Here is a 19082-nt window from a genome sequence, read left to right on the forward strand (position 1 = left end):
CGTATTTTAAGAAAGATGAGGAGGGTTAATATGCGCGTAAACGTAACTCTTGCTTGTACAGAATGTGGAGATCGTAACTACATTTCAACAAAAAATAAAAGAACGAATCCTGAACGTATCGAAATGAAAAAATTCTGTACACGTGAAAACAAACATACATTACACCGTGAAACTAAATAATTTTTTCTTGGGCTAGGGCACATTGTGTTCTAGCTGTTTTTTTAACTTGATTTTCATGACATTACTATATAGGAACGCTATAATATACATAGATTCTGGAGGAGGGATGGTAAATGAGTAAAAAGGAAATGCGTAAAACGACCTTGGCTTTAATGCGTGGTTTAAATGATAATTTAAAAGCAAAAGCAGATGATTTTTTATTTAAGCAACTTATAGAACATGATAAATTCAAAAACGCACAAACTATTGGGCTCGTATTATCAATGCCACACGAAGTACAAACTGATCAAATTATTCAATATGCACTCAATCAACAAAAATCCATTTATGTACCATCCACAAATTATGAAACGCATCAAATGCAGTTCCAAAAACTCGAAGATTTAAACCAAGTCGCACTGGATTGTAAATCTATTCGTTACGTTAATGCTAATACACCAATAACAGACCATTTAGACTTAGTCATTGTCCCTGGTGTTGTATTTAATCATGCCGGCTATCGAATAGGTTATGGTGGAGGCTATTTTGATGAATTTCTCTCGAAGCATCAACCTTCTACAATCAGTTTAGTCTATGATATACAATTATCTGATCAAATTCCTGTTGAACCACATGACTATCCAGTCCAAGAATTAATCATAGCTAAAACTCAGAAAGACGGAGGCAATATATGATTGAAGAAAAATTTCAATGGAAATCCGCCTATTTATGGATTAAATACTTAAATTATAAGTGTGCCCATTACGATAGAGAAAAAAATGAAATTTGGTTAGCGCATTCTAAACGTCGTCACATTGCCATTTTTAAATCTGGCGAATTTACATCTCAAGAATTAACATTTACTTATGACAGACTAAAAGAACATAAAGAGGATATTAATTCATTTTTATCTTTTGATGTTCGGAAATATGATGTTTATGTTATGAACGCGAAACCTATAGAATTGAACCAATTCAATGAGCATTATCCTATCAAAATTCAATTTCATGCCATTGACTCAAGAAAGGATTTATACCAACATATAAAACATCCACTTTTAAAAAGAGCGTTAACATCAGCCGATTCACAGTCTCTTAACTATTTTAAGCAACGTACACTTAATCAAAATCCAGTAGAGCATGCGATGTATCAATTTGCTCCTATAACTTATGGTTTAATAGCTTTAAATGTATGTATATGGTTAGCTATACTGTTGTTCACAGCGCATCGAACAGATTTAGAAATTATTAATTTAGGCGCACTTTCTCACTTCAATTTTGTCCATGGGGAAATTTATAGATTAATTACCTCTATGTTTTTACACTTGAATTTTGAGCATTTACTTTTTAATATGTTGTCCTTGTTCATTTTTGGAAAACTCGTAGAATCTATAATTGGACATTGGCAAATGTTAGTCGTCTATATTTTTGCCGGCATAATGGGAAACTTATTCTCATTGGCTTTCATTAATACACAGATTTCTTTAGGTGCAAGTGGTGCCATCTTTGGTCTCTTGGGTGCGCTTATTGCAATTATGCTCATCAGTAAGCAATTCACGCAAAAAATGATGTTACAAGTTATCGTCGCAGCTATTATTATGGCTGTCATCTCACTTTTCATGAAAAATGTAAACGTCATTGCCCATCTGTCAGGTTTATTTGCTGGGGGCCTAGCTATTTACATAGGCTACTTTTTTCAAACATATAAAAAAGGATTCAAAATATTGTTAAGTATACTGGCTATATTAGTTATCGGATTATTAGTGCGTATTTTTTTAATTGAAGATGTAAATATTTACAATAAAATCATTCAAAGTGAAATGAATCATGATAATTTGACTGAAGCAAAACATATGATTGGTGAAACTATGAAAAAAGGTTACGCAGATGATGAAACCTATTATTTATCTGGTTTTGTTATTGCCGCAAAAAATTCAAAAGCAGAAGCAATGGCTGAATGGGAGAGAGGATTACGCTCCTTTCCAAATTCTGTACCACTCAACTATCAAATGGCAATTGCAAATCGAGCTTTAGGTGATAACAAAAGTGCCAAAAAATTTGTAAAAAAAGCTTTAGAAGCTGATTCAAGCATTCAAAATGTTTTAAACTTAAAAAAAGAACTGGATGATTGACATGCAAACAAATCTCAAAACATTTTATGATGTATTACAATTATTAAAACAATTCGGATTCATTATTTACTTTGATGATGAAGGTGATATGCTAGAAATGGTAGAGCAAGAGATTAGAACGCTTTATAAACATGGACTTATCAATAACGAAACGTTCATGCAATCAAAATTGTTAATTAATCAAAGAAGGATGAATCGTGGATGAAAAAAGATTTAATTTTAGCAGTAGATGTAGGTGGCACAACATGTAAACTTGGCATTTTTAGTGACCAATTAGTCCGTCTTACAAAATGGTCACTTGAAACAGATATATCAGACCCTACTGGACGTGTACTGCTTAAACAAATATATGATGCTTTCGTTAAAAAATGTGATTCTCTTAATTATGATATGAATCGTGTCATTGGAATGGGGATTGGTATTCCCGGGCCAGTTGAATTTGAAACTGGTATAATACATGGTGCAGTAAATTTGAACTGGCCCAATAAGGTAAATGTACACGCCATCATGTCAGAATTTGTGAATTTTCCAGTTTTTGTTGATAATGATGCTAATATTGCAGCACTTGGAGAAAAACATAACGGCGCTGGTAAACAAGCCAATGATGTTGTTGCAATTACACTTGGCACTGGCCTAGGGGGCGGTATTATTTCAAATGGAGAAATAGTCCATGGACACAATGGTGCTGGCGCAGAATTAGGACATATTCGTGTTGACCACGACCAAAGATTCCGTTGCAACTGTGGAAAATCTGGATGCATTGAAACAGTGGCTTCAGCGACAGGTGTGGTTAATTTAGTTAATTTTTATTATCCTAAGTTAACTTTTAAATCTTCCATTCTATCTTTAATTAAAGAAAACAAAGTCACTGCAAAAGCAGTATTTGATGCAGCCAAAGAAGGCGATCAGTTCTGTATTTTTATTACTGAACGTGTCGCGCAACACATTGCCTATTTAGCGAGCATTATCAGTGTAACTACAAATCCGAAATATATTATTTTGGGTGGAGGGATGTCTGAAGCTGGAGACATCTTAATTGAAAATATTAAAACAGAATATCGCCATCTCACTTTTACGCCAGCACAAGAAAACACTGAAATTGTACGTGCTGAATTAGGTAATGATGCAGGTATTACTGGCGCAGCTGGATTAATTAAAACTTATGTAATTCAAAAGGAGCGTATTTAAATGGCTATTGTTGATGTCGTTGTCATTCCAGTAGGAACAAATGGTCCTAGTGTAAGTCAATATATCGCAGAAATTCAAGTAGAACTGGAAAAATTCAAACAACAAGGCTTAATTGAGTATCAACTCACACCAATGAACACCCTAATAGAAGGTGAACTTTCAGATTTACTGACTGTTGTTAAAACGATACACGAACTTCCTTTTAATAAAGGACTAGATCGCGTTTGTACGAATATTCGTATCGATGATCGTCGTGATAAAAAACGTAAAATGAACGAAAAAATTACATCGGTTCAAAAACATTTATCTTAAAAAGGGGCTATTTGTATGGAAATCTCTCATTTAGCATTAGGTTTTGTCAGTACGAATACGTATTTCATTTCTAATGACGAGGCTTTACTTCTCATTGACCCGGCTGGAGAGTCGCATAAAATATTAAATAAGATTAGCGATATAAATAAACCGGTTAAAGCAATCTTATTAACGCATGCTCATTTTGATCATTTTGCGGCATTAGATGATGTATTAAAAGTGCACAATGTTCCTGTATATATGCATAAAAATGAAAACGATTTTCTCAAAGAACCTGAAAAAAACGGTTCTTTAAAATTTAAAGAACTTGGTCTTCCTATCATTACAAGTGATGCATCTCCACAGTTTATTGATGAAGGTAAAATTTCGTTACATGGCTTTGATATCGATGTACTATTTACACCAGGCCATTCACCAGGAAGCTTATCTTACGTATTTGATGATTTTGCGATAGTTGGTGATACACTATTCAATAACGGTATCGGACGTACCGACTTGTATGAAGGCGACTATGAAACGTTAGTAGATTCAATTAAAGATAAACTTTTTGAATTAAACGACACTATGCCAATTTATCCTGGACATGGGCCAAGTACAACAATTGAAAATGAATATTTAAATCCGTTTCTCAATGGTTAAAAAGAATAAAGTAATCACGTCACCTCTTACGAGTATATAAGTAAGAGGTGATTTTTTATGCAATTACTGTTAGATCATGTAATACAATATGCAATTAATCATGAAGCTTCAGATATCCACTTCATCCCCAATCAATCTCAAGTAGACGTAAAGCTAAGAGTGAAAGATACATTAAAATACTTTGACACACTCAATCTAGATACGTATCAAAAAATCTTAACACTTTTAAAATTCAAAGCAGGATTAGATGTTTCTTCTAGGCATAAAGCGCAAAGCGGAAGATACATTTATGAATTTGAAAATTTATTTTATTTAAGGATTTCAACTTTACCTTTAAATTTAGGAACTGAAAGTTGCGTTATTAGAATAACCCCTCAATTATTTCAAACAGATAAAATACAAACATCAAACGATATCCGAAATATTATGGAGAAAAAACAAGGTTTAATATTATTTAGCGGTCCTACAGGAGCTGGAAAAAGCACACTAATGTATCAGATGGTCGTTTATGCCAAAGAAAAACTGAACCTAAACATTATTACGATTGAAGATCCGGTAGAACAGCTCGTAAATGGTGTCACCCAAATTTCAGTAAACGAAAAAGCAGACATTACCTATGGTTCTTCTTTAAAAGCAATATTACGCTGTGATCCAGATGTTATCTTAATCGGAGAAATCAGAGACGGATTGATTGCCAAAGATGTGATACAAGCCAGTTTAAGTGGGCATCTTGTATTGTCTACAATACACGCAAATGATTGTCAAGGCGTGCTCTTACGTCTCATAGAAATGGGCATTACTCAGCAAGACTTAACTCAAGCTTTAAATTTAATTGTCAATCAGCGTTTAATTACAACAAATACAGATGAGCGTCGTTTAGTTTATGAAACGATGACTAAAGATGATATTGGCTATTTTTTAAACCATGACTTTGCCTTGCCTAAAACTTTTAAAAGTTTAAATGATAAACTTTATGAATTGCAAAAAGAAGGGGAGATTGATGAACATACGCTACGAAAATATCAAAAATAAATATATAATATACCAAGTTAAAAAACACCATCTTATTATTATGATACGCCTACATGCGCTACTTTCTCATGGTTTCACACTAATAGAAGCGCTAGCATTTTTATTTGAACAATTAAATATCAAAGATAAAAATTATAAAGCACGTTTTTATAACTTACTTAATCAAGGTAGTACTTGCTTTGAACTTTTTAAATATTTAGTGTTTCCAAACACTGTATTAATGCAAATTTACTTTGCAGAACAATACGGTGCATTGCCAAACACATTAAAAAAGTGCCATGCGTATTATAGTCAAAATGTAAAATTGACAACTCAATTTTACAAAAGCATACAATATCCTATTATATTACTGATTATTTTTTTATTTTTAATAATGATTTTAAACCACACTGTCATGCCAGAATTTCGTAGTATGTACAGTACAATGGACTTAGAAGAAAGCACTTTGCAAAATATTTTAAGTGTTTTTATCGCTTATTTCCCTATACTATTCATACTCATGCTTGCTTTAACAATACTTTCATTTTATATTTTCAAATTTTGGTTACAAAAGCAAACGATGCCTCGTCAAATACTATTTCTGTCCAATATACCAATCTTCAGTAAGTACTATCGTCTTTTTACAACCTATCAAATCGCAAATCAATTTGCCTTATTTTTTAAAAATGGTATTTCACTTAATGATATTGTCCATATTTATACACATCAAGAGGAAAGTCGATTCCTACAATATCTGGGTGTAACTTTGCGCAACTCTTTACACAAAGGTATGAATTTTGCTGAAATCATGCGCCAATTTCAATGTTTTGAGCGCCACTTTATAGCTTATATCGAGCAGGGAGAAAAGAGAGATAAACTTGATATAGAACTCATCATATATGCTGAATTTCTACTAGATCACATTGAACAGTTCATAAAAAAACACATTAGTTATATACAACCAATCATGTTTGCTTTAATAGGATTGCTTATACTCTCTGTCTATTTGGTAATGATGCTTCCGATTTTCGAGATGATGCAAACCATTCAAAACTAGGGGGAACAACAATTGAAAAACATTCTAAACTTATTTAAAAACAATAAAGGCTTCACATTAATAGAAATGTTACTCGTATTATTGATTATTAGTGTATTATTAATACTCATTATTCCAAATATAGCTAAGCAGTCGGATCATATTCAAAAAACAGGCTGTTCAGCACAATTAAAATTAGTTGATAGTCAAGTTGAAGCATATACACTCAAATTCAATCGTAAACCAACAACGATTGATGACTTAGTTCAAGAGGGTTATATCAAAGAACATCAAAAGAAGTGTAAAAGTGGAGAGACCATTACTTTACGTGGTGGCGAAGCTGTTGTCTCATAAAAGTGGATTCACACTAGTAGAATTATTACTCGTTTTAACTATCGTTGCTTTAACTATTTTTTTGACTGTTTCATATCACAAACGACTGATACAACCTATGGACTTAGAAACACAAACTACTTTATTAACAAGTAAAATAGATTATTATCAATCTTTAGCTATAAAAAAAAAAACCTGTATTATTAGTGTTTAGGCCTTTTCACAATGATATTAAAATAGTGATTGGCAATCAAAAACCATTTTTCGACTCCTTAAAACCACTTGTTTTGCTTAACGCCTCTAATTTAGACTATTTACATTTTAATGCTGACGGAAACATCACAAAATTTGGGACACTTTATTTTTCATATCATGATCAAAAGTTTGCACTTATTTTTCATATTGAACAAGGGAGGTACCGAATATCTTTAGAAAATTAAAATCAGGTTATATTTATTTGGAATCTTTATTTAGCATGATGATACTCTCTCTACTCTGTTTTTTACTTGTTCCAATGATACACCAACTTGAAGTAACTTATAATGACACGACTCAAAAATTAATGCTGAAGCGAACTTTTTACAATATTATAAAAAGCAACATCCCAACAGAAAGGCAAACAATTTCAAAATATGAAATTTCAAATCATAAAGATCAAATATGTATTCAAGATATACAGAGTGATCAAAAATATTGTCATTCAAAATAATGGTTTTACCCTTATTGAATCTTTAATTGGATTGATGATACAAACGATAATCATTTCTCTAATACCTATTTTAATTATCGTAGCATTACAATTTAAAACATTAATATTATATGATCGTACTTATATATTAGAAATGATGGTTAAAGAAATCAGCCAAACAAAGAGCGCCTCAAGCATTTCAAAAACAACGGTGCATCCTAAAAAAATCACTATACCTACTAAAAATGAAACTATTACTTATACTTTTGATAACCAAAAAATCGTTAAGTCTGTGAACGGAAAAGGAAATATTACTGTCTTCAACCAAGTACATCAGTTACGTTTTCGTAAAGGTTTTGAACATCACATCATATTGGAAATTAAATATCTAGAAGGAAAGGTGCTACGTTCGCATGAAATTATCTTCTAAAAATGGTTTTACCCTTCCTCTTGTTTTTACCATTTTCAGCTTATATCTCATATTTACCTCTTTTTATTTAGTGATATATAGTCTAAAATTAAAGACATTAGATGCATTAGACGATTATTATGAAACAGCCATCACAAAAGTAATGGAAAGTCGGAGGGATATTATTGAATAAACGTTTTAAACCTATTGTCTTAGTTGGTTTTATGGGAAGTGGAAAAACAACGATGGGAAAATTACTTGCCCAAGCGTATAATATTCCTTTTGTTGATATTGATTCCAAAATCGTAGAAAGCGTACAATTATCCATCCCTCAAATATTTGAAACTGTTGGCGAAAATGGATTTCGGAATTATGAATACGAACAATTACAAGCACAATTATGTAAAGCGCAAGTTATAGCTACTGGTGGGGGAATTATCGAACATTCTAAAAGTTTTAATTTATTAAAACAAACAAACGCCTCCATTATTTGGCTAGATGCACCGATAGCTGTTTTATACCATCGCATTCAACATGATGACAATCGTCCAAACGCACACGCTAAGTCTTTTTCAAATTTAAAAAGCTTGTATTTAAGTCGCGTTTCAAGATATAATGAAATCGCATTCATTAAGGTGGATACTGACAAGCCTTCAAGTGAAATTCTTAATGAAATTAAACAAGCACTAAACTAACTGCGAATGATCAATATTAGAGAGAATGGTTAAACCCATCGCCGAAGGAGCAAGTAATGACGCATTGCGAATCTCTCAGGCAAAAGGATAATATTGTGACGCATTCCTGAAGGTATCGCAACAGGGGAGTATGTATACTTCCCTGTTTTTTCATTATTAAGAGGAGGGTGTATTACAGTGGAAAATTTAAAACAAACGCCATTATATCAACATTACGTTGATGCTGGTGCGAAAATTGTAGAATTTGGTGGTTGGGCAATGCCTGTCCAATTTTCAAGCATTAAAGAAGAACATAATGCTGTTCGTTCTAAAGCAGGTTTGTTTGATGTAAGTCATATGGGTGAAATCCTAGTTGAAGGGGCACAAGCAGACGAGCTAGTTCAGTATGTCCTTACTAACGATACAAGTTTGCTTACTACAGAAAACGCGCATTATACAACTTTATGTAATGAAAAAGGTGGCGTTATCGACGATTTAGTAGCTTATAAATTAGAGGATAAAAAATATTTACTCGTTGTGAACGCCGCAAATACAGAAAAAGACTTTAATTGGATCCAAACGCATGCGAAACAATTTGATGTTAACGTTGAGAATGTTTCCGAGCAATACGGACAACTTGCAATACAAGGACCAAACGCGCGTGAAATTGTTCAAAAGCACGTTACTGAAGATATAAGCCAAATGAAAATGTTTGAATTCAAACAAAATATTGAATTATTTGGCAAAACTGTTATCCTTTCACAATCTGGCTATACCGGCGAAGATGGCTTTGAAATATATTGTCGCGCCGAAGATACACCAGCAATTTGGGAAGCGCTATTAAAAGAAAATGTTACGCCATGCGGTCTAGGTGCACGTGATACATTACGTCTAGAAGCCGGATTACCTTTACATGGCCAAGATTTATCAGAAGACATTACGCCATACGAAGGCGGTATCGCCTTTGCGGTTAAACTATTAATCGAGGCAGATTTCATTGGCAAAGCTGTTCTAAAAGATCAAAAAGAAAATGGTGCTCCACGTCGTACAGTAGGACTTAAAGTGACTGGTAAAGGTATTCCGCGTACAGGTTATACAATTTTAAATGCGGATGGCAAAGAAATCGGTGTCGTGACTTCAGGTACACAATCACCTTCCTCTGGACATTCAATAGGCTTAGGTATTATCGAACGTACTGAATTCGAGATGGGTAAAGAACTCATTATCCAAGTACGTAAGCGTCAAGTCCCAGCACAAATTGTTAAGAAAAATCAAATTGAAAAGTAAGGAGTGGAGACATTGAGTCATCGCTATATTCCATTAACTGAACAAGACAAAAAAGAAATGTTAGATACCATTGGCGTTAATTCAATTGCCGAACTATTTGGAGATGTTCCTGAAAACGTCTACTTAGATAGAGATTTGAATATTGCCGATTCAGAAGCAGAAACACAACTTTTAAAAAGATTAAATAGAGTAGCAGCAAAAAATGTAACTAAAGAAACACACACGAGTTTCTTAGGCGCAGGAGTCTACGATCACTATACACCATCAGTTGTAGACGCTATGATTTCACGTTCAGAGTTCTATACAGCATATACACCATATCAACCTGAAATTTCACAAGGTGAACTACAAGCTATTTTCGAATTCCAAACAATGATTTGTGAATTAACTGCTATGGATGTTGCTAACTCTTCAATGTATGACGGAATTACAAGTTTTGCAGAAGCTTGTATTTTAGCATGGGATAAAACTAAAAAAAGAAAACTTATTGTTTCAAAAGGCATGCATTATCAAGCGTTACAAGTTCTTCACACTTACTCACAAATTCGCGACCAATATGAAGTCGTTGAAATTGATTTAGATGGTACAATTACTGATTTAGCAAAACTAGAAGAAGCCATTGATGATGACACTGCTGCAGTGGCTGTTCAATATCCTAACTTCTTTGGTTCGGTAGAAGATTTAGAGAAAATCAAATCTTTCATCGAAGGCACTAAAGCATTGTTTATCGTCTATGCAAATCCATTAGCATTAGGATTATTAACACCACCTGGAGAATTTGGTGCGGATATTGTCGTCGGCGATACACAAGTATTCGGTATTCCATCACAATTCGGCGGCCCACATTGTGGTTACTTTGCAACAACTAAAAAATTAATGAGAAAAATCCCAGGCCGTTTAGTAGGTCAAACACAAGATGATCACGGAAACAGAGGATTCGTCTTAACATTACAAGCTCGAGAACAGCATATTCGTCGTGAAACAGCAACGTCTAACATTTGTTCAAACCAAGCATTAAATGCTTTAGCGTCGTCTATTGCTATGTCTGCCTTAGGTAAACATGGTATTCAAGACATCGCAATTCAAAATATTGAAAATGCTAACTATGCTAAAGAACAATTTAAAGCAAATGGTTTTGAAGTATTAGAAGGTACTTCATATAATGAATTCGTTGTAAAATTCGACCAATCAATTGAAGAAATCAACAAAAAATTACTTGATGAAGGCTTTATTGGAGGTCTTGATTTAAGCGTTGTTGGTGATGCTTTTAAAAATCATATGTTAGTTGCAGTTACTGAATTACGTACAAAAGACGAAATTGACACATTTGTGAAGAAAGCAGGTGAGCTTAATGGTAAGTAAATCAAGTCCATTAATTTTTGAACGCTCTAAAAAAGGTAGATTTGCCTATTCATTACCACCGAAAGAAATTGACAACGGTGTAGCCGAAAAAATCTTAGACCCAAAATTTATTCGTAAAAATAAAGCTGAATTTCCAGAAGTTGCTGAATTAGATTTAGTACGTCATTACACAGAATTATCAAATAAAAACTTTGGTGTAGATACAGGATTTTATCCACTAGGTTCTTGTACGATGAAGTACAATCCAAAAGTCAACGAAAAAGTCGCAAGAATCGGTGGGTTTGCAGAATCACATCCACTTCAAGATGTTGATCAAGTTCAAGGCTCATTAGAAATTATTTACAGCCTACAAGAAGAACTTAAAGAGATTACAGGTATGGATGAAATTTCGCTTCAACCTGCTGCTGGTGCGCATGGTGAGTGGACTGCGTTAATGATTTTCAAAGCATATCACCTTAAAAATGGTGACACACAGCGTGACGAGGTCATTGTTCCAGATTCGGCACATGGAACAAACCCAGCATCTGCACACTTTGCCGGTTTCAAAGCAGTCACAGTTAAATCAAACGAAAAAGGTGAAGTTGACATTGATCACCTTAAAGAATTAGTAAGTGAAAAAACAGCTGCGATCATGTTAACAAACCCAAATACTTTAGGTATTTTCGAAACTAATATTATGGAAATCCGTGATATTGTTCATGAAGCGGGAGGCTTACTTTACTATGATGGTGCAAATTTAAATGCCATTATGGATAAAGTTCGTCCAGGAGATATGGGCTTTGATGCCGTACACTTAAATTTACACAAAACATTTACTGGCCCACATGGTGGTGGGGGCCCTGGTTCAGGCCCGATCGGCGTAAAAAAAGAATTACGTCAATTTTTACCAAAACCACTTGTTGTTAAAGACGGCGATCAATTTGTTTATGATAATGACATTGAATACTCTATCGGACGTGTAAAACCGTTTTACGGAAACTTTGGCATCTATTTACGTGCATATACTTATATTCGTACAATGGGATATAAAGGTCTTAAAGAAGTATCAGAAGCTGCTGTACTTAATGCAAACTATATTAAAGCACGCTTAAAAGACTCATTCGTTATCCCATTTGATCAATATTGTAAGCATGAATTTGTACTTAGCGGAACTAAACAGAAAAAACTTGGAGTGCGTACTTTAGATATGGCTAAACGCTTACTCGATTTTGGCGTTCATCCACCTACAGTATACTTCCCACTAAACGTAGAAGAAGGTATGATGATTGAGCCGACTGAAACGGAATCTAAAGAAACATTAGATTACTTCTGTGATGCTTTAATCCAAATTGCTAAAGAAGCGGAAGAAGATCCAGATAAAGTTTTAGAAGCACCACATACAACGATAATTGATCGCTTAGATGAAACAACAGCTGCACGTAAACCAATCTTAAAATTTGAAGGTTTAAAAGCCGAAAAAGAATAGTCTTTTATTAAAAAAGGAAGAAGCTCAGACATAAATATGTCTACTTCTTCCTTTTTGGTTCCTCTGAGAAATCATTTATCTCATCTTAGAGCATACACGCTTAACTTTTTAACGCATAAAATAAGAGGCAAACCATTTACATGTTCTGCCCCCAATTCATATTATTTTTTAGACTTAATTTTACCAGTCCACTTTTTATAGCCGCCTTTAAGCATGTACAGATCTTTATAACCTTTTTTCTTCAAAGTTCGTGCAGCACGATAGCTTGCTATCCCATTAGCATCAATGAGATAAATACGCTGGTCTTTACGTAAACCTTGATATCTTTGGCGGAACATTGTCATTGGAATATTTCGCGCACCATTAACATGGCCGTAATCATAATCCGCTTTTTCTCTCAAATCAATGACTTGCGCTTTACGCAGTCCTTGTTGGAACGCTTCTTGATTAAGCTCAGTCACTGCTTTTTTGTTCAAGAAGAAGTTTAATAGCATCCATGCGATGACTGCCACAAGGATGATTATAGCGATTATCAAACCGTTGCTCATCTTGCATCCTCCCTAAATTACCGATATTATTATTATAAAGGTGATGAGCAAATTTATCAAAATTTTTTAACGATAATTCGGTTTGTTTATGACTTATCAAAAGGACTATACTTTAATTATTTTTAACGCATTGGAGGCATTTTGCTTATGGCTGAAACATGGCACTTTATTAACACAGGACGACGCGATCCATATTATAATATGGCCTTTGACGAAGCATTATTAAATTTTGTTTCTCGCGGCGAAATTGATCCGGTGATACGTTTTTATACTTGGGATCCACCTACACTTTCTATTGGTTACTTTCAACGCCTTGAAAAAGAAATAGATATCGCAAAAGTTGAAGAGAAGGGCTATGGCTTAGTACGTAGACAAACTGGTGGACGAGGTGTACTCCATGATAAAGAACTCACATATAGCGTAATCGTTCCTGAAGCTCATCCTGCAATGCCTAAAACGGTAACAGAAGCTTACCGTATTATTTCTACTGGCTTATTAGAAGGGTTTAAGTTGTTAGGTTTTGATGCATATTTTTCAGTTCCTAAAACAAAAGAAGAGCGCGATAAATTAAAACAACCTAGAAGCTCCGTATGTTTTGATGCACCAAGTTGGTATGAACTTGTTGTTGAAGGCAAAAAAATTGCTGGAAGTGCTCAAACAAGACAAAAAGGTGTTATTCTACAACACGGTTCCATATTACAGGATGTAGATATTGATGATTTATTCGATATGTTTATTTTTAAAAATAAACGTTTAAAAGACAAAATGAAAGAAGCTTTTGTTGAGAAAGCTATTGCGATTAACGACCTTTCCGATAAACATGTAACCATTAAAGAAATGGAAGACGCATTTTATGAAGGATTTAAAAATGGATTAAACATTGAGTTCAAACCACTTGAACTTACTGAGGCACAAATACAAGAAGTTGAAACACTTTGTGAAAAATACAAATCCCAAGCGTTTTTATACCGTAAGTAATTTCATAAAAAAGCACTGTCAACAATATCGATATCAATTTCGATAACGTTGCAGTGCTTTTTAATATATTATCGTCTATGTTTCCATTTATTTTTCCAAACCGCTTTTTTATATTTGCGTTGATCTGGTGTTAAAAAGTAAAAATAATAAATCAAGAAAATGATACCCAAAATAACAAATAGCATAATTAATGTGTTTACAATGCTAAAGATAACAGCATCAATATTAAATACCAAACCAACCAAAGCTACCGTTAAAATGATCCAGAAAAATACGTTTTGAAATCCTTTCATCTCGCTGCTCCTTTATTGATTTTCAACGTTCTTAACATTCACTTCTAAGTTAACAAGTTCTTGACGACCATCGTTAATTTTTTGCTCATCTTTTTTCTCATAGCCGGTTTTAATTTTATTAAATGCTTTTTTAAGTTGCTTTTGTAGTTTTTGAACCTCTGAATCTTGTTGCTTCATTTTTTTATTTTTCTTAATTTTATCACTATCTAAAGCATCTTTATATGTTTGTACAGCATCGTCATGATCGCTCACTAGCGCATCTAACTTATCACTAATATCATTACTTTTTTTGTTTTTGATTATTTCTTTATCAATTTTTTGATATTCATTAATCAAATTCGTTACTTCCATATAATAGTCAGCAGAAGTACTTAAATATTGAGACATTGACTGATTTTTTTGTGCTTGTCCTTTATTCTCATTGTCTTTATTAAGCGCTTCTAGTTGCTTTTCTTTTTTGGCATTCTCATTTTTTAGCTCTTGGTTTTCTAATTTAAGTTCATGGTTTTTATCGCTCAATTTTGTACTTTTTTCTTCTAACGGTAATAGATTTTGACTTCCACATCCAGTCAAAAGTATTGAGGATACTATAAAAATGCTTGCTACCTTTTTCATAATACGACTCCTAAAATTCAATGTTTTCCCTATACATCTATTTATTTTACGGTATTATAGAAGTAATCACAAACAAATAGAAGCTAAGGAGGCATTTCTTTATGAAGTCGAGAATCTCTAAAGTTAAAGCGCTATTAGAACACAAACAATTAGACGGCGTCGTCATCTTAACTGATTTTAATCGCCGATACATTTCTGGATTTACCGGTTCAAGCGGTGGATTATTAATAACGAAAGATAAAAATATTCTTGTTACAGATTTTAGATACATAGAGCAAGCCACATCACAAGCACCTCAATTTGAAATTGTACAACATACAAAACCACTTCTTGATACATTAGTTGAGCAAATTGAAACAGCTCAATTGTCCAATATTGGTTTTGAAAGTCATCTCGTTTCATATGATACTTTTATACATTTAAATCGTGGTCGTCATGACCTCATCACGTTAGGCAATGAAATCGAAAAAATTCGCATGGTCAAAGATGACTCTGAAATTAAAGCCATTGATAAGGCAGCCCAAATTGTTGATGACGCCTACGCTCACATATTAAAAATCGTAGAGCCTGGTATGACAGAAAAAGAAGTTAAAGCACATTTAGAAAGTCAAATGTTACATTTAGGTGCTGAAAAAACGTCATTTGATACAATTGTTGCTTCTGGCTATAGAGGTGCATTGCCTCACGGTTTAGCATCAAATAAAGTTATTGAAAAGGGCGACATGGTCACACTAGATTTCGGCGCATATTATGAAGGCTATGCTTCTGATATCACGCGTACATTCGCAGTAGGTGAACCGAGTCCTAAAATGAAAGAAATTTATGAAATTGTTCTAAAAAGTCAAGAAACAGCTGTAAATCAAATACGTCCAGGCTTAACAGGAAAAGAAATTGATACGATTGCGAGAGATGTTATAACAGATGCTGGCTACGGACAATACTTTGGACACTCACTTGGTCATGGTGTAGGTCTTAACGTCCACGAACTTCCTAATTTATCACAAAAGTCAGATCAAATTTTAAAGCCAAATCATGTTGTTACAATTGAACCAGGCATTTATATAGAGGGCCTAGGGGGCGTCAGAATAGAAGATGACATATTAATTACAGAAAATGGCGGTCGACGCTTTACTAATTCAATAAAAGACCTTATTATTTTATAAGAAGAGTGATACTTGAGGAGGAAAAAGCATGATTTCTGTAAATGATTTCAAAACAGGTTTAACAATTTCTGTAGATAATGGGATTTGGAAAGTAATTGAATTCCAACATGTTAAACCTGGAAAAGGATCTGCGTTCGTTAGATCTAAATTACGTAATTTACGTACAGGCGCAATCCAAGAAAAAACATTCCGAGCAGGCGAAAAAGTAGAGCCAGCTATGATTGAAAATCGTCGTATGCAGTATTTATATGCAGACGGAGACAATCATGTATTCATGGACAATGAATCATTTGAACAAACAGAGTTAACAACAGCTTATTTAGAACACGAATTAAAATTCTTAAAGGCAAATATGGACGTTCATATCCAAACTTATGAAGGAGAAACAATTGGTGTTGAGCTTCCAAAAACTGTTGAATTAGAAGTAACAGAGACAGAGCCGGGTATTAAAGGCGATACTGCAACAGGCGCTACCAAGTCAGCAACTGTTGAAACTGGATACTCATTAAATGTACCTTTATTTGTTAATGAAGGTGACGTTTTAGTCATAAATACCACTGACGGTAGTTACGTATCACGTGCTTAATTGTCGATTGGATGCTTATATCTAGCATGCCAGGAGTTCGAAAAAAATATGTGAACAGCTAAAGCAACTTCACGATACAAGTGTAGTTGCTTTTTTCATTGGAATTTTACAACAAATAAAAACATTCAAAGTTTGTTACTGAAATGCGTAACGAGTTAAACATCACAAGCTTCATCCATTATTTTTTACTGTGCTATTACTAAAGTGTTTAATAAAAATAGAGTGGTGAAAAGGAATTTCAAATTATGCTTTCAATCTATACTTTCCTTTCCGCCATCTTGAATATACTTCCTTTTTGTGTCATTATCACTAGGTATTTGCTTGAATTGGACAATATCCTCAAGTAAAATAGTAAGATAGAAATAATTCAATCATAAGGGAGAAACATTATGAATTTTAAAGAGATTAAAGAGTTAATTGAAATTTTAGACAACTCGAATTTAACTGAAATCAATATAGAAGATAAAGGCACTGTAGTTAATTTGAAAAAAGAAAAAGAAATTGTTACACAACAAGTCGCACCAGCAACACAAGCGCCTATTGCTACAAGTGTACCTGAAGTATCAGCAACAACTCTATCTCCACAAAACAATGATGCAAGTCAAGATGATCATCTTCAAACAATTACAGCACCAATGGTTGGAACGTTCTATAAATCACCATCTCCAGAAGAAAGTCCTTACGTACAAGTTGGAGACCAAGTTTCATCTAGTACGACAGTATGTATATTAGAAGCAATGAAATTATTTAACGAAATTCAAGCTGAAGTATCAGGAGAAATTGTAGAAATCCTGGTAGAAGATGGACAAATGGTTGAGTATGGCCAAGCACTATTCAAGGTGAAATAAAATGAAAAAAATACTTATTGCAAACCGTGGCGAGATTGCAGTGCGAATTATTCGCGCATGCCACGAACTAGGAATTCAAACTGTAGCGATTTATTCTGAGGGCGATAAAGAAGCATTACATACTCAATTAGCCGATGAAGCCTACTGTGTTGGACCTAAGCAATCTAAAGACTCTTATTTAAATATTCCAAATATCTTATCTATCGCAACGTCTACAGGATGCGATGCGATTCACCCAGGTTATGGCTTTTTAGCAGAAAATGGAGATTTTGCTGAATTGTGTGAAGCTGTGCAACTGAAATTCATAGGACCAAGTTACAAATCTATCCAAAAAATGGGTATTAAAGATATAGCCAAAGAAGAAATGAAATGGGCAAATGTCCCAGTTGTTCCAGGTAGTGAAGGTTTAGTAGAAAGTATTGATCATGCCGTTGAAACTGCTAATGCGATAGGTTACCCAGTGATTATTAAAGCAACTGCCGGCGGCGGCGGTAAAGGCATCCGAATCGCTCGCAATGAAGAAGAATTAATTAACGGATACAAAATGACGCAACAAGAAGCAGAAACTGCTTTTGGTAATGGCGGACTCTACTTAGAAAAATTTATAGAGCATTTCCGTCATATTGAAATTCAAATTATGGGAGACGAATATGGGAACGTCATTCATTTAGGGGAACGAGACTGTACCATTCAACGACGCATGCAAAAACTTGTGGAAGAAGCACCTTCACCAATTTTGTCTCCCGAAAAACGAAAAGAGATGGGCGATGCTGCAGTTAGAGCAACAAAAGCAGTAGAATATTTCAATGCAGGAACGATTGAGTTTATCTACGACTTAGACGAAGATCAATTTTATTTCATGGAGATGAATACCCGTATCCAAGTTGAGCATCCTGTAACTGAAATGGTAACTGGCGTCGATTTGGTTAAATTACAGATTAAAGTAGCAATGGGCGAAAAACTCCCTTATACTCAAGAAGATATTCAAATTAATGGACATGCGATAGAGTTCAGAATCAACGCAGAAAATCCCCATAAAAACTTTATGCCGTCACCAGGTAAAATTACGCAATACTTAACCCCTGGAGGTTATGGTGTACGCATAGAATCAGCTTGTTACACAAATTATATGATTCCACCGTACTATGATTCAATGGTCGCAAAATTGATTGTACATCAACCTACGCGTGAAGAAGCGATTATGTCTGGCTTACGCGCTTTAAACGAATTTGTGGTAATGGGTATTGATACGACCATTCCATTCCACATTCGTCTTTTAAATCATTCTGTATTTAAGGAAGGATTTTTTAGCACCAAATTTTTAGAGATTTACGATATTATGAATGAAGAAGCATAA

24 protein-coding genes and 1 riboswitch are annotated in these 19082 nt (G+C 34.0%); of the genes, 21 read left to right on the top strand and 3 right to left on the bottom strand.

All coding sequences use genetic code 11. The features are described 5' to 3' along the window. Positions 1-15 precede the first annotated feature (15 nt). The 16 genes from rpmG (at position 16) to gcvPB (ending at position 12694) form a co-directional block, all read left to right on the top strand. Positions 16-180, top strand: coding sequence for a 50S ribosomal protein L33 (gene rpmG / locus LN051_RS05705; RefSeq protein ID WP_257053265.1), 165 nt, complete (start codon positions 16-18; stop codon positions 178-180). A gap of 113 nt (positions 181-293) precedes the next feature. Then, on the top strand, positions 294-854 hold the full coding sequence (locus LN051_RS05710) for a 5-formyltetrahydrofolate cyclo-ligase (RefSeq protein WP_229291586.1): 561 nt from the start codon (positions 294-296) through the stop codon (positions 852-854). After that, positions 851-2290, top strand: coding sequence for a rhomboid family intramembrane serine protease (locus LN051_RS05715; RefSeq protein ID WP_229291587.1), 1440 nt, complete (start codon positions 851-853; stop codon positions 2288-2290). Before LN051_RS05710 ends, LN051_RS05715 begins: the two co-directional genes overlap by 4 nt. 1 nt (position 2291) lies before the next feature. Beyond that, positions 2292-2495, top strand: coding sequence for a YqgQ family protein (locus LN051_RS05720; protein ID WP_229291588.1), 204 nt, complete (start codon positions 2292-2294; stop codon positions 2493-2495). Further along, entirely contained in the window at positions 2492-3478 is a 987-nt protein-coding gene (locus tag LN051_RS05725; RefSeq protein WP_229291589.1) for an ROK family glucokinase, read from the top strand. The genes LN051_RS05720 and LN051_RS05725 overlap by 4 nt, the downstream gene beginning before the upstream one ends. Beyond that, complete coding sequence (locus tag LN051_RS05730) at positions 3479-3790, top strand: MTH1187 family thiamine-binding protein (protein WP_229291590.1); 312 nt, start codon at positions 3479-3481, stop codon at positions 3788-3790. 15 nt (positions 3791-3805) lie between these two features. Beyond that, positions 3806-4429, top strand: a complete 624-nt coding sequence (locus LN051_RS05735; RefSeq protein ID WP_229291591.1) for an MBL fold metallo-hydrolase — start codon at positions 3806-3808, stop codon at positions 4427-4429. A gap of 57 nt (positions 4430-4486) precedes the next feature. After that, positions 4487-5461: a competence type IV pilus ATPase ComGA gene (comGA, locus tag LN051_RS05740; protein WP_229291592.1), complete on the top strand. Its 975-nt coding sequence runs from the start codon at positions 4487-4489 to the stop codon at positions 5459-5461. Then, positions 5430-6497, top strand: coding sequence for a competence type IV pilus assembly protein ComGB (gene comGB / locus LN051_RS05745; protein ID WP_229291593.1), 1068 nt, complete (start codon positions 5430-5432; stop codon positions 6495-6497). Before comGA ends, comGB begins: the two co-directional genes overlap by 32 nt. 12 nt (positions 6498-6509) lie before the next feature. After that, on the top strand, positions 6510-6830 hold the full coding sequence (gene comGC / locus LN051_RS05750) for a competence type IV pilus major pilin ComGC (RefSeq protein ID WP_274704558.1): 321 nt from the start codon (positions 6510-6512) through the stop codon (positions 6828-6830). Next, on the top strand, positions 6808-7023 hold the full coding sequence (locus tag LN051_RS11500) for a prepilin-type N-terminal cleavage/methylation domain-containing protein (RefSeq protein WP_420853963.1): 216 nt from the start codon (positions 6808-6810) through the stop codon (positions 7021-7023). The genes comGC and LN051_RS11500 overlap by 23 nt, the downstream gene beginning before the upstream one ends. 466 nt (positions 7024-7489) lie before the next feature. After that, entirely contained in the window at positions 7490-7927 is a 438-nt protein-coding gene (locus LN051_RS05755; protein ID WP_229291594.1) for a prepilin-type N-terminal cleavage/methylation domain-containing protein, read from the top strand. 158 nt (positions 7928-8085) lie between these two features. After that, positions 8086-8601 (top strand): shikimate kinase, encoded by a 516-nt coding sequence (locus tag LN051_RS05760; RefSeq protein ID WP_229293631.1) that lies wholly within the window; start codon positions 8086-8088, stop codon positions 8599-8601. A 6-nt stretch (positions 8602-8607) separates the two neighbouring features. Next, positions 8608-8702, top strand: a riboswitch (glycine riboswitch). Between the two features lie 76 nt (positions 8703-8778). After that, positions 8779-9867 (top strand): glycine cleavage system aminomethyltransferase GcvT, encoded by a 1089-nt coding sequence (gene gcvT / locus LN051_RS05765; RefSeq protein ID WP_229291595.1) that lies wholly within the window; start codon positions 8779-8781, stop codon positions 9865-9867. Positions 9868-9879: 12 nt separating this feature from the next. After that, positions 9880-11229 (top strand): aminomethyl-transferring glycine dehydrogenase subunit GcvPA, encoded by a 1350-nt coding sequence (gene gcvPA / locus LN051_RS05770; protein WP_229291596.1) that lies wholly within the window; start codon positions 9880-9882, stop codon positions 11227-11229. Continuing rightward, positions 11219-12694, top strand: a complete 1476-nt coding sequence (gene gcvPB / locus LN051_RS05775; RefSeq protein WP_229291597.1) for an aminomethyl-transferring glycine dehydrogenase subunit GcvPB — start codon at positions 11219-11221, stop codon at positions 12692-12694. Before gcvPA ends, gcvPB begins: the two co-directional genes overlap by 11 nt. Positions 12695-12855: 161 nt before the next feature. Here gcvPB and LN051_RS05780 read toward each other — a convergent pair whose 3' ends face one another. Then, positions 12856-13242, bottom strand: coding sequence for a rhodanese-like domain-containing protein (locus LN051_RS05780; RefSeq protein WP_229291598.1), 387 nt, complete (start codon positions 13240-13242; stop codon positions 12856-12858). Positions 13243-13389: 147 nt separating this feature from the next. On the opposite strand from LN051_RS05780, the gene LN051_RS05785 reads away from it, so the two are divergent. Further along, a complete protein-coding gene (locus LN051_RS05785; RefSeq protein WP_229291599.1) occupies positions 13390-14220 on the top strand; it encodes a lipoate--protein ligase family protein in 831 nt (276 codons plus the stop codon). 68 nt (positions 14221-14288) lie between these two features. On the opposite strand, the gene LN051_RS05790 is transcribed toward LN051_RS05785, so the two are convergent. Together LN051_RS05790 and LN051_RS05795 are read right to left on the bottom strand one after the other, a co-directional pair. Continuing rightward, complete coding sequence (locus LN051_RS05790; RefSeq protein ID WP_229291600.1) at positions 14289-14513, bottom strand: SA1362 family protein; 225 nt, start codon at positions 14511-14513, stop codon at positions 14289-14291. Positions 14514-14525: 12 nt separating this feature from the next. Continuing rightward, positions 14526-15128, bottom strand: coding sequence for a hypothetical protein (locus tag LN051_RS05795; RefSeq protein WP_229291601.1), 603 nt, complete (start codon positions 15126-15128; stop codon positions 14526-14528). A gap of 101 nt (positions 15129-15229) precedes the next feature. Here LN051_RS05795 and LN051_RS05800 point away from each other — a divergent pair, with 101 nt between their 5' ends. The 4 genes from LN051_RS05800 (at position 15230) to accC (ending at position 19082) form a co-directional block, all read left to right on the top strand. After that, the gene (locus LN051_RS05800) at positions 15230-16291 is read left to right on the top strand and encodes a M24 family metallopeptidase (RefSeq protein ID WP_229291602.1); all 1062 of its coding nucleotides are present in this window, start codon (positions 15230-15232) and stop codon (positions 16289-16291) included. 28 nt (positions 16292-16319) lie between these two features. Beyond that, on the top strand, positions 16320-16877 hold the full coding sequence (efp, locus tag LN051_RS05805; RefSeq protein WP_229291603.1) for an elongation factor P: 558 nt from the start codon (positions 16320-16322) through the stop codon (positions 16875-16877). Positions 16878-17266: 389 nt separating this feature from the next. Next, entirely contained in the window at positions 17267-17725 is a 459-nt protein-coding gene (gene accB, locus LN051_RS05810; RefSeq protein ID WP_229291604.1) for an acetyl-CoA carboxylase biotin carboxyl carrier protein, read from the top strand. Between the two features lies 1 nt (position 17726). Next, the gene (gene accC, locus LN051_RS05815; RefSeq protein WP_229291605.1) at positions 17727-19082 is read left to right on the top strand and encodes an acetyl-CoA carboxylase biotin carboxylase subunit; all 1356 of its coding nucleotides are present in this window, start codon (positions 17727-17729) and stop codon (positions 19080-19082) included.

Source organism: Staphylococcus ratti, assembly GCF_020883535.1.
Taxonomy (GTDB): domain Bacteria; phylum Bacillota; class Bacilli; order Staphylococcales; family Staphylococcaceae; genus Staphylococcus; species Staphylococcus ratti.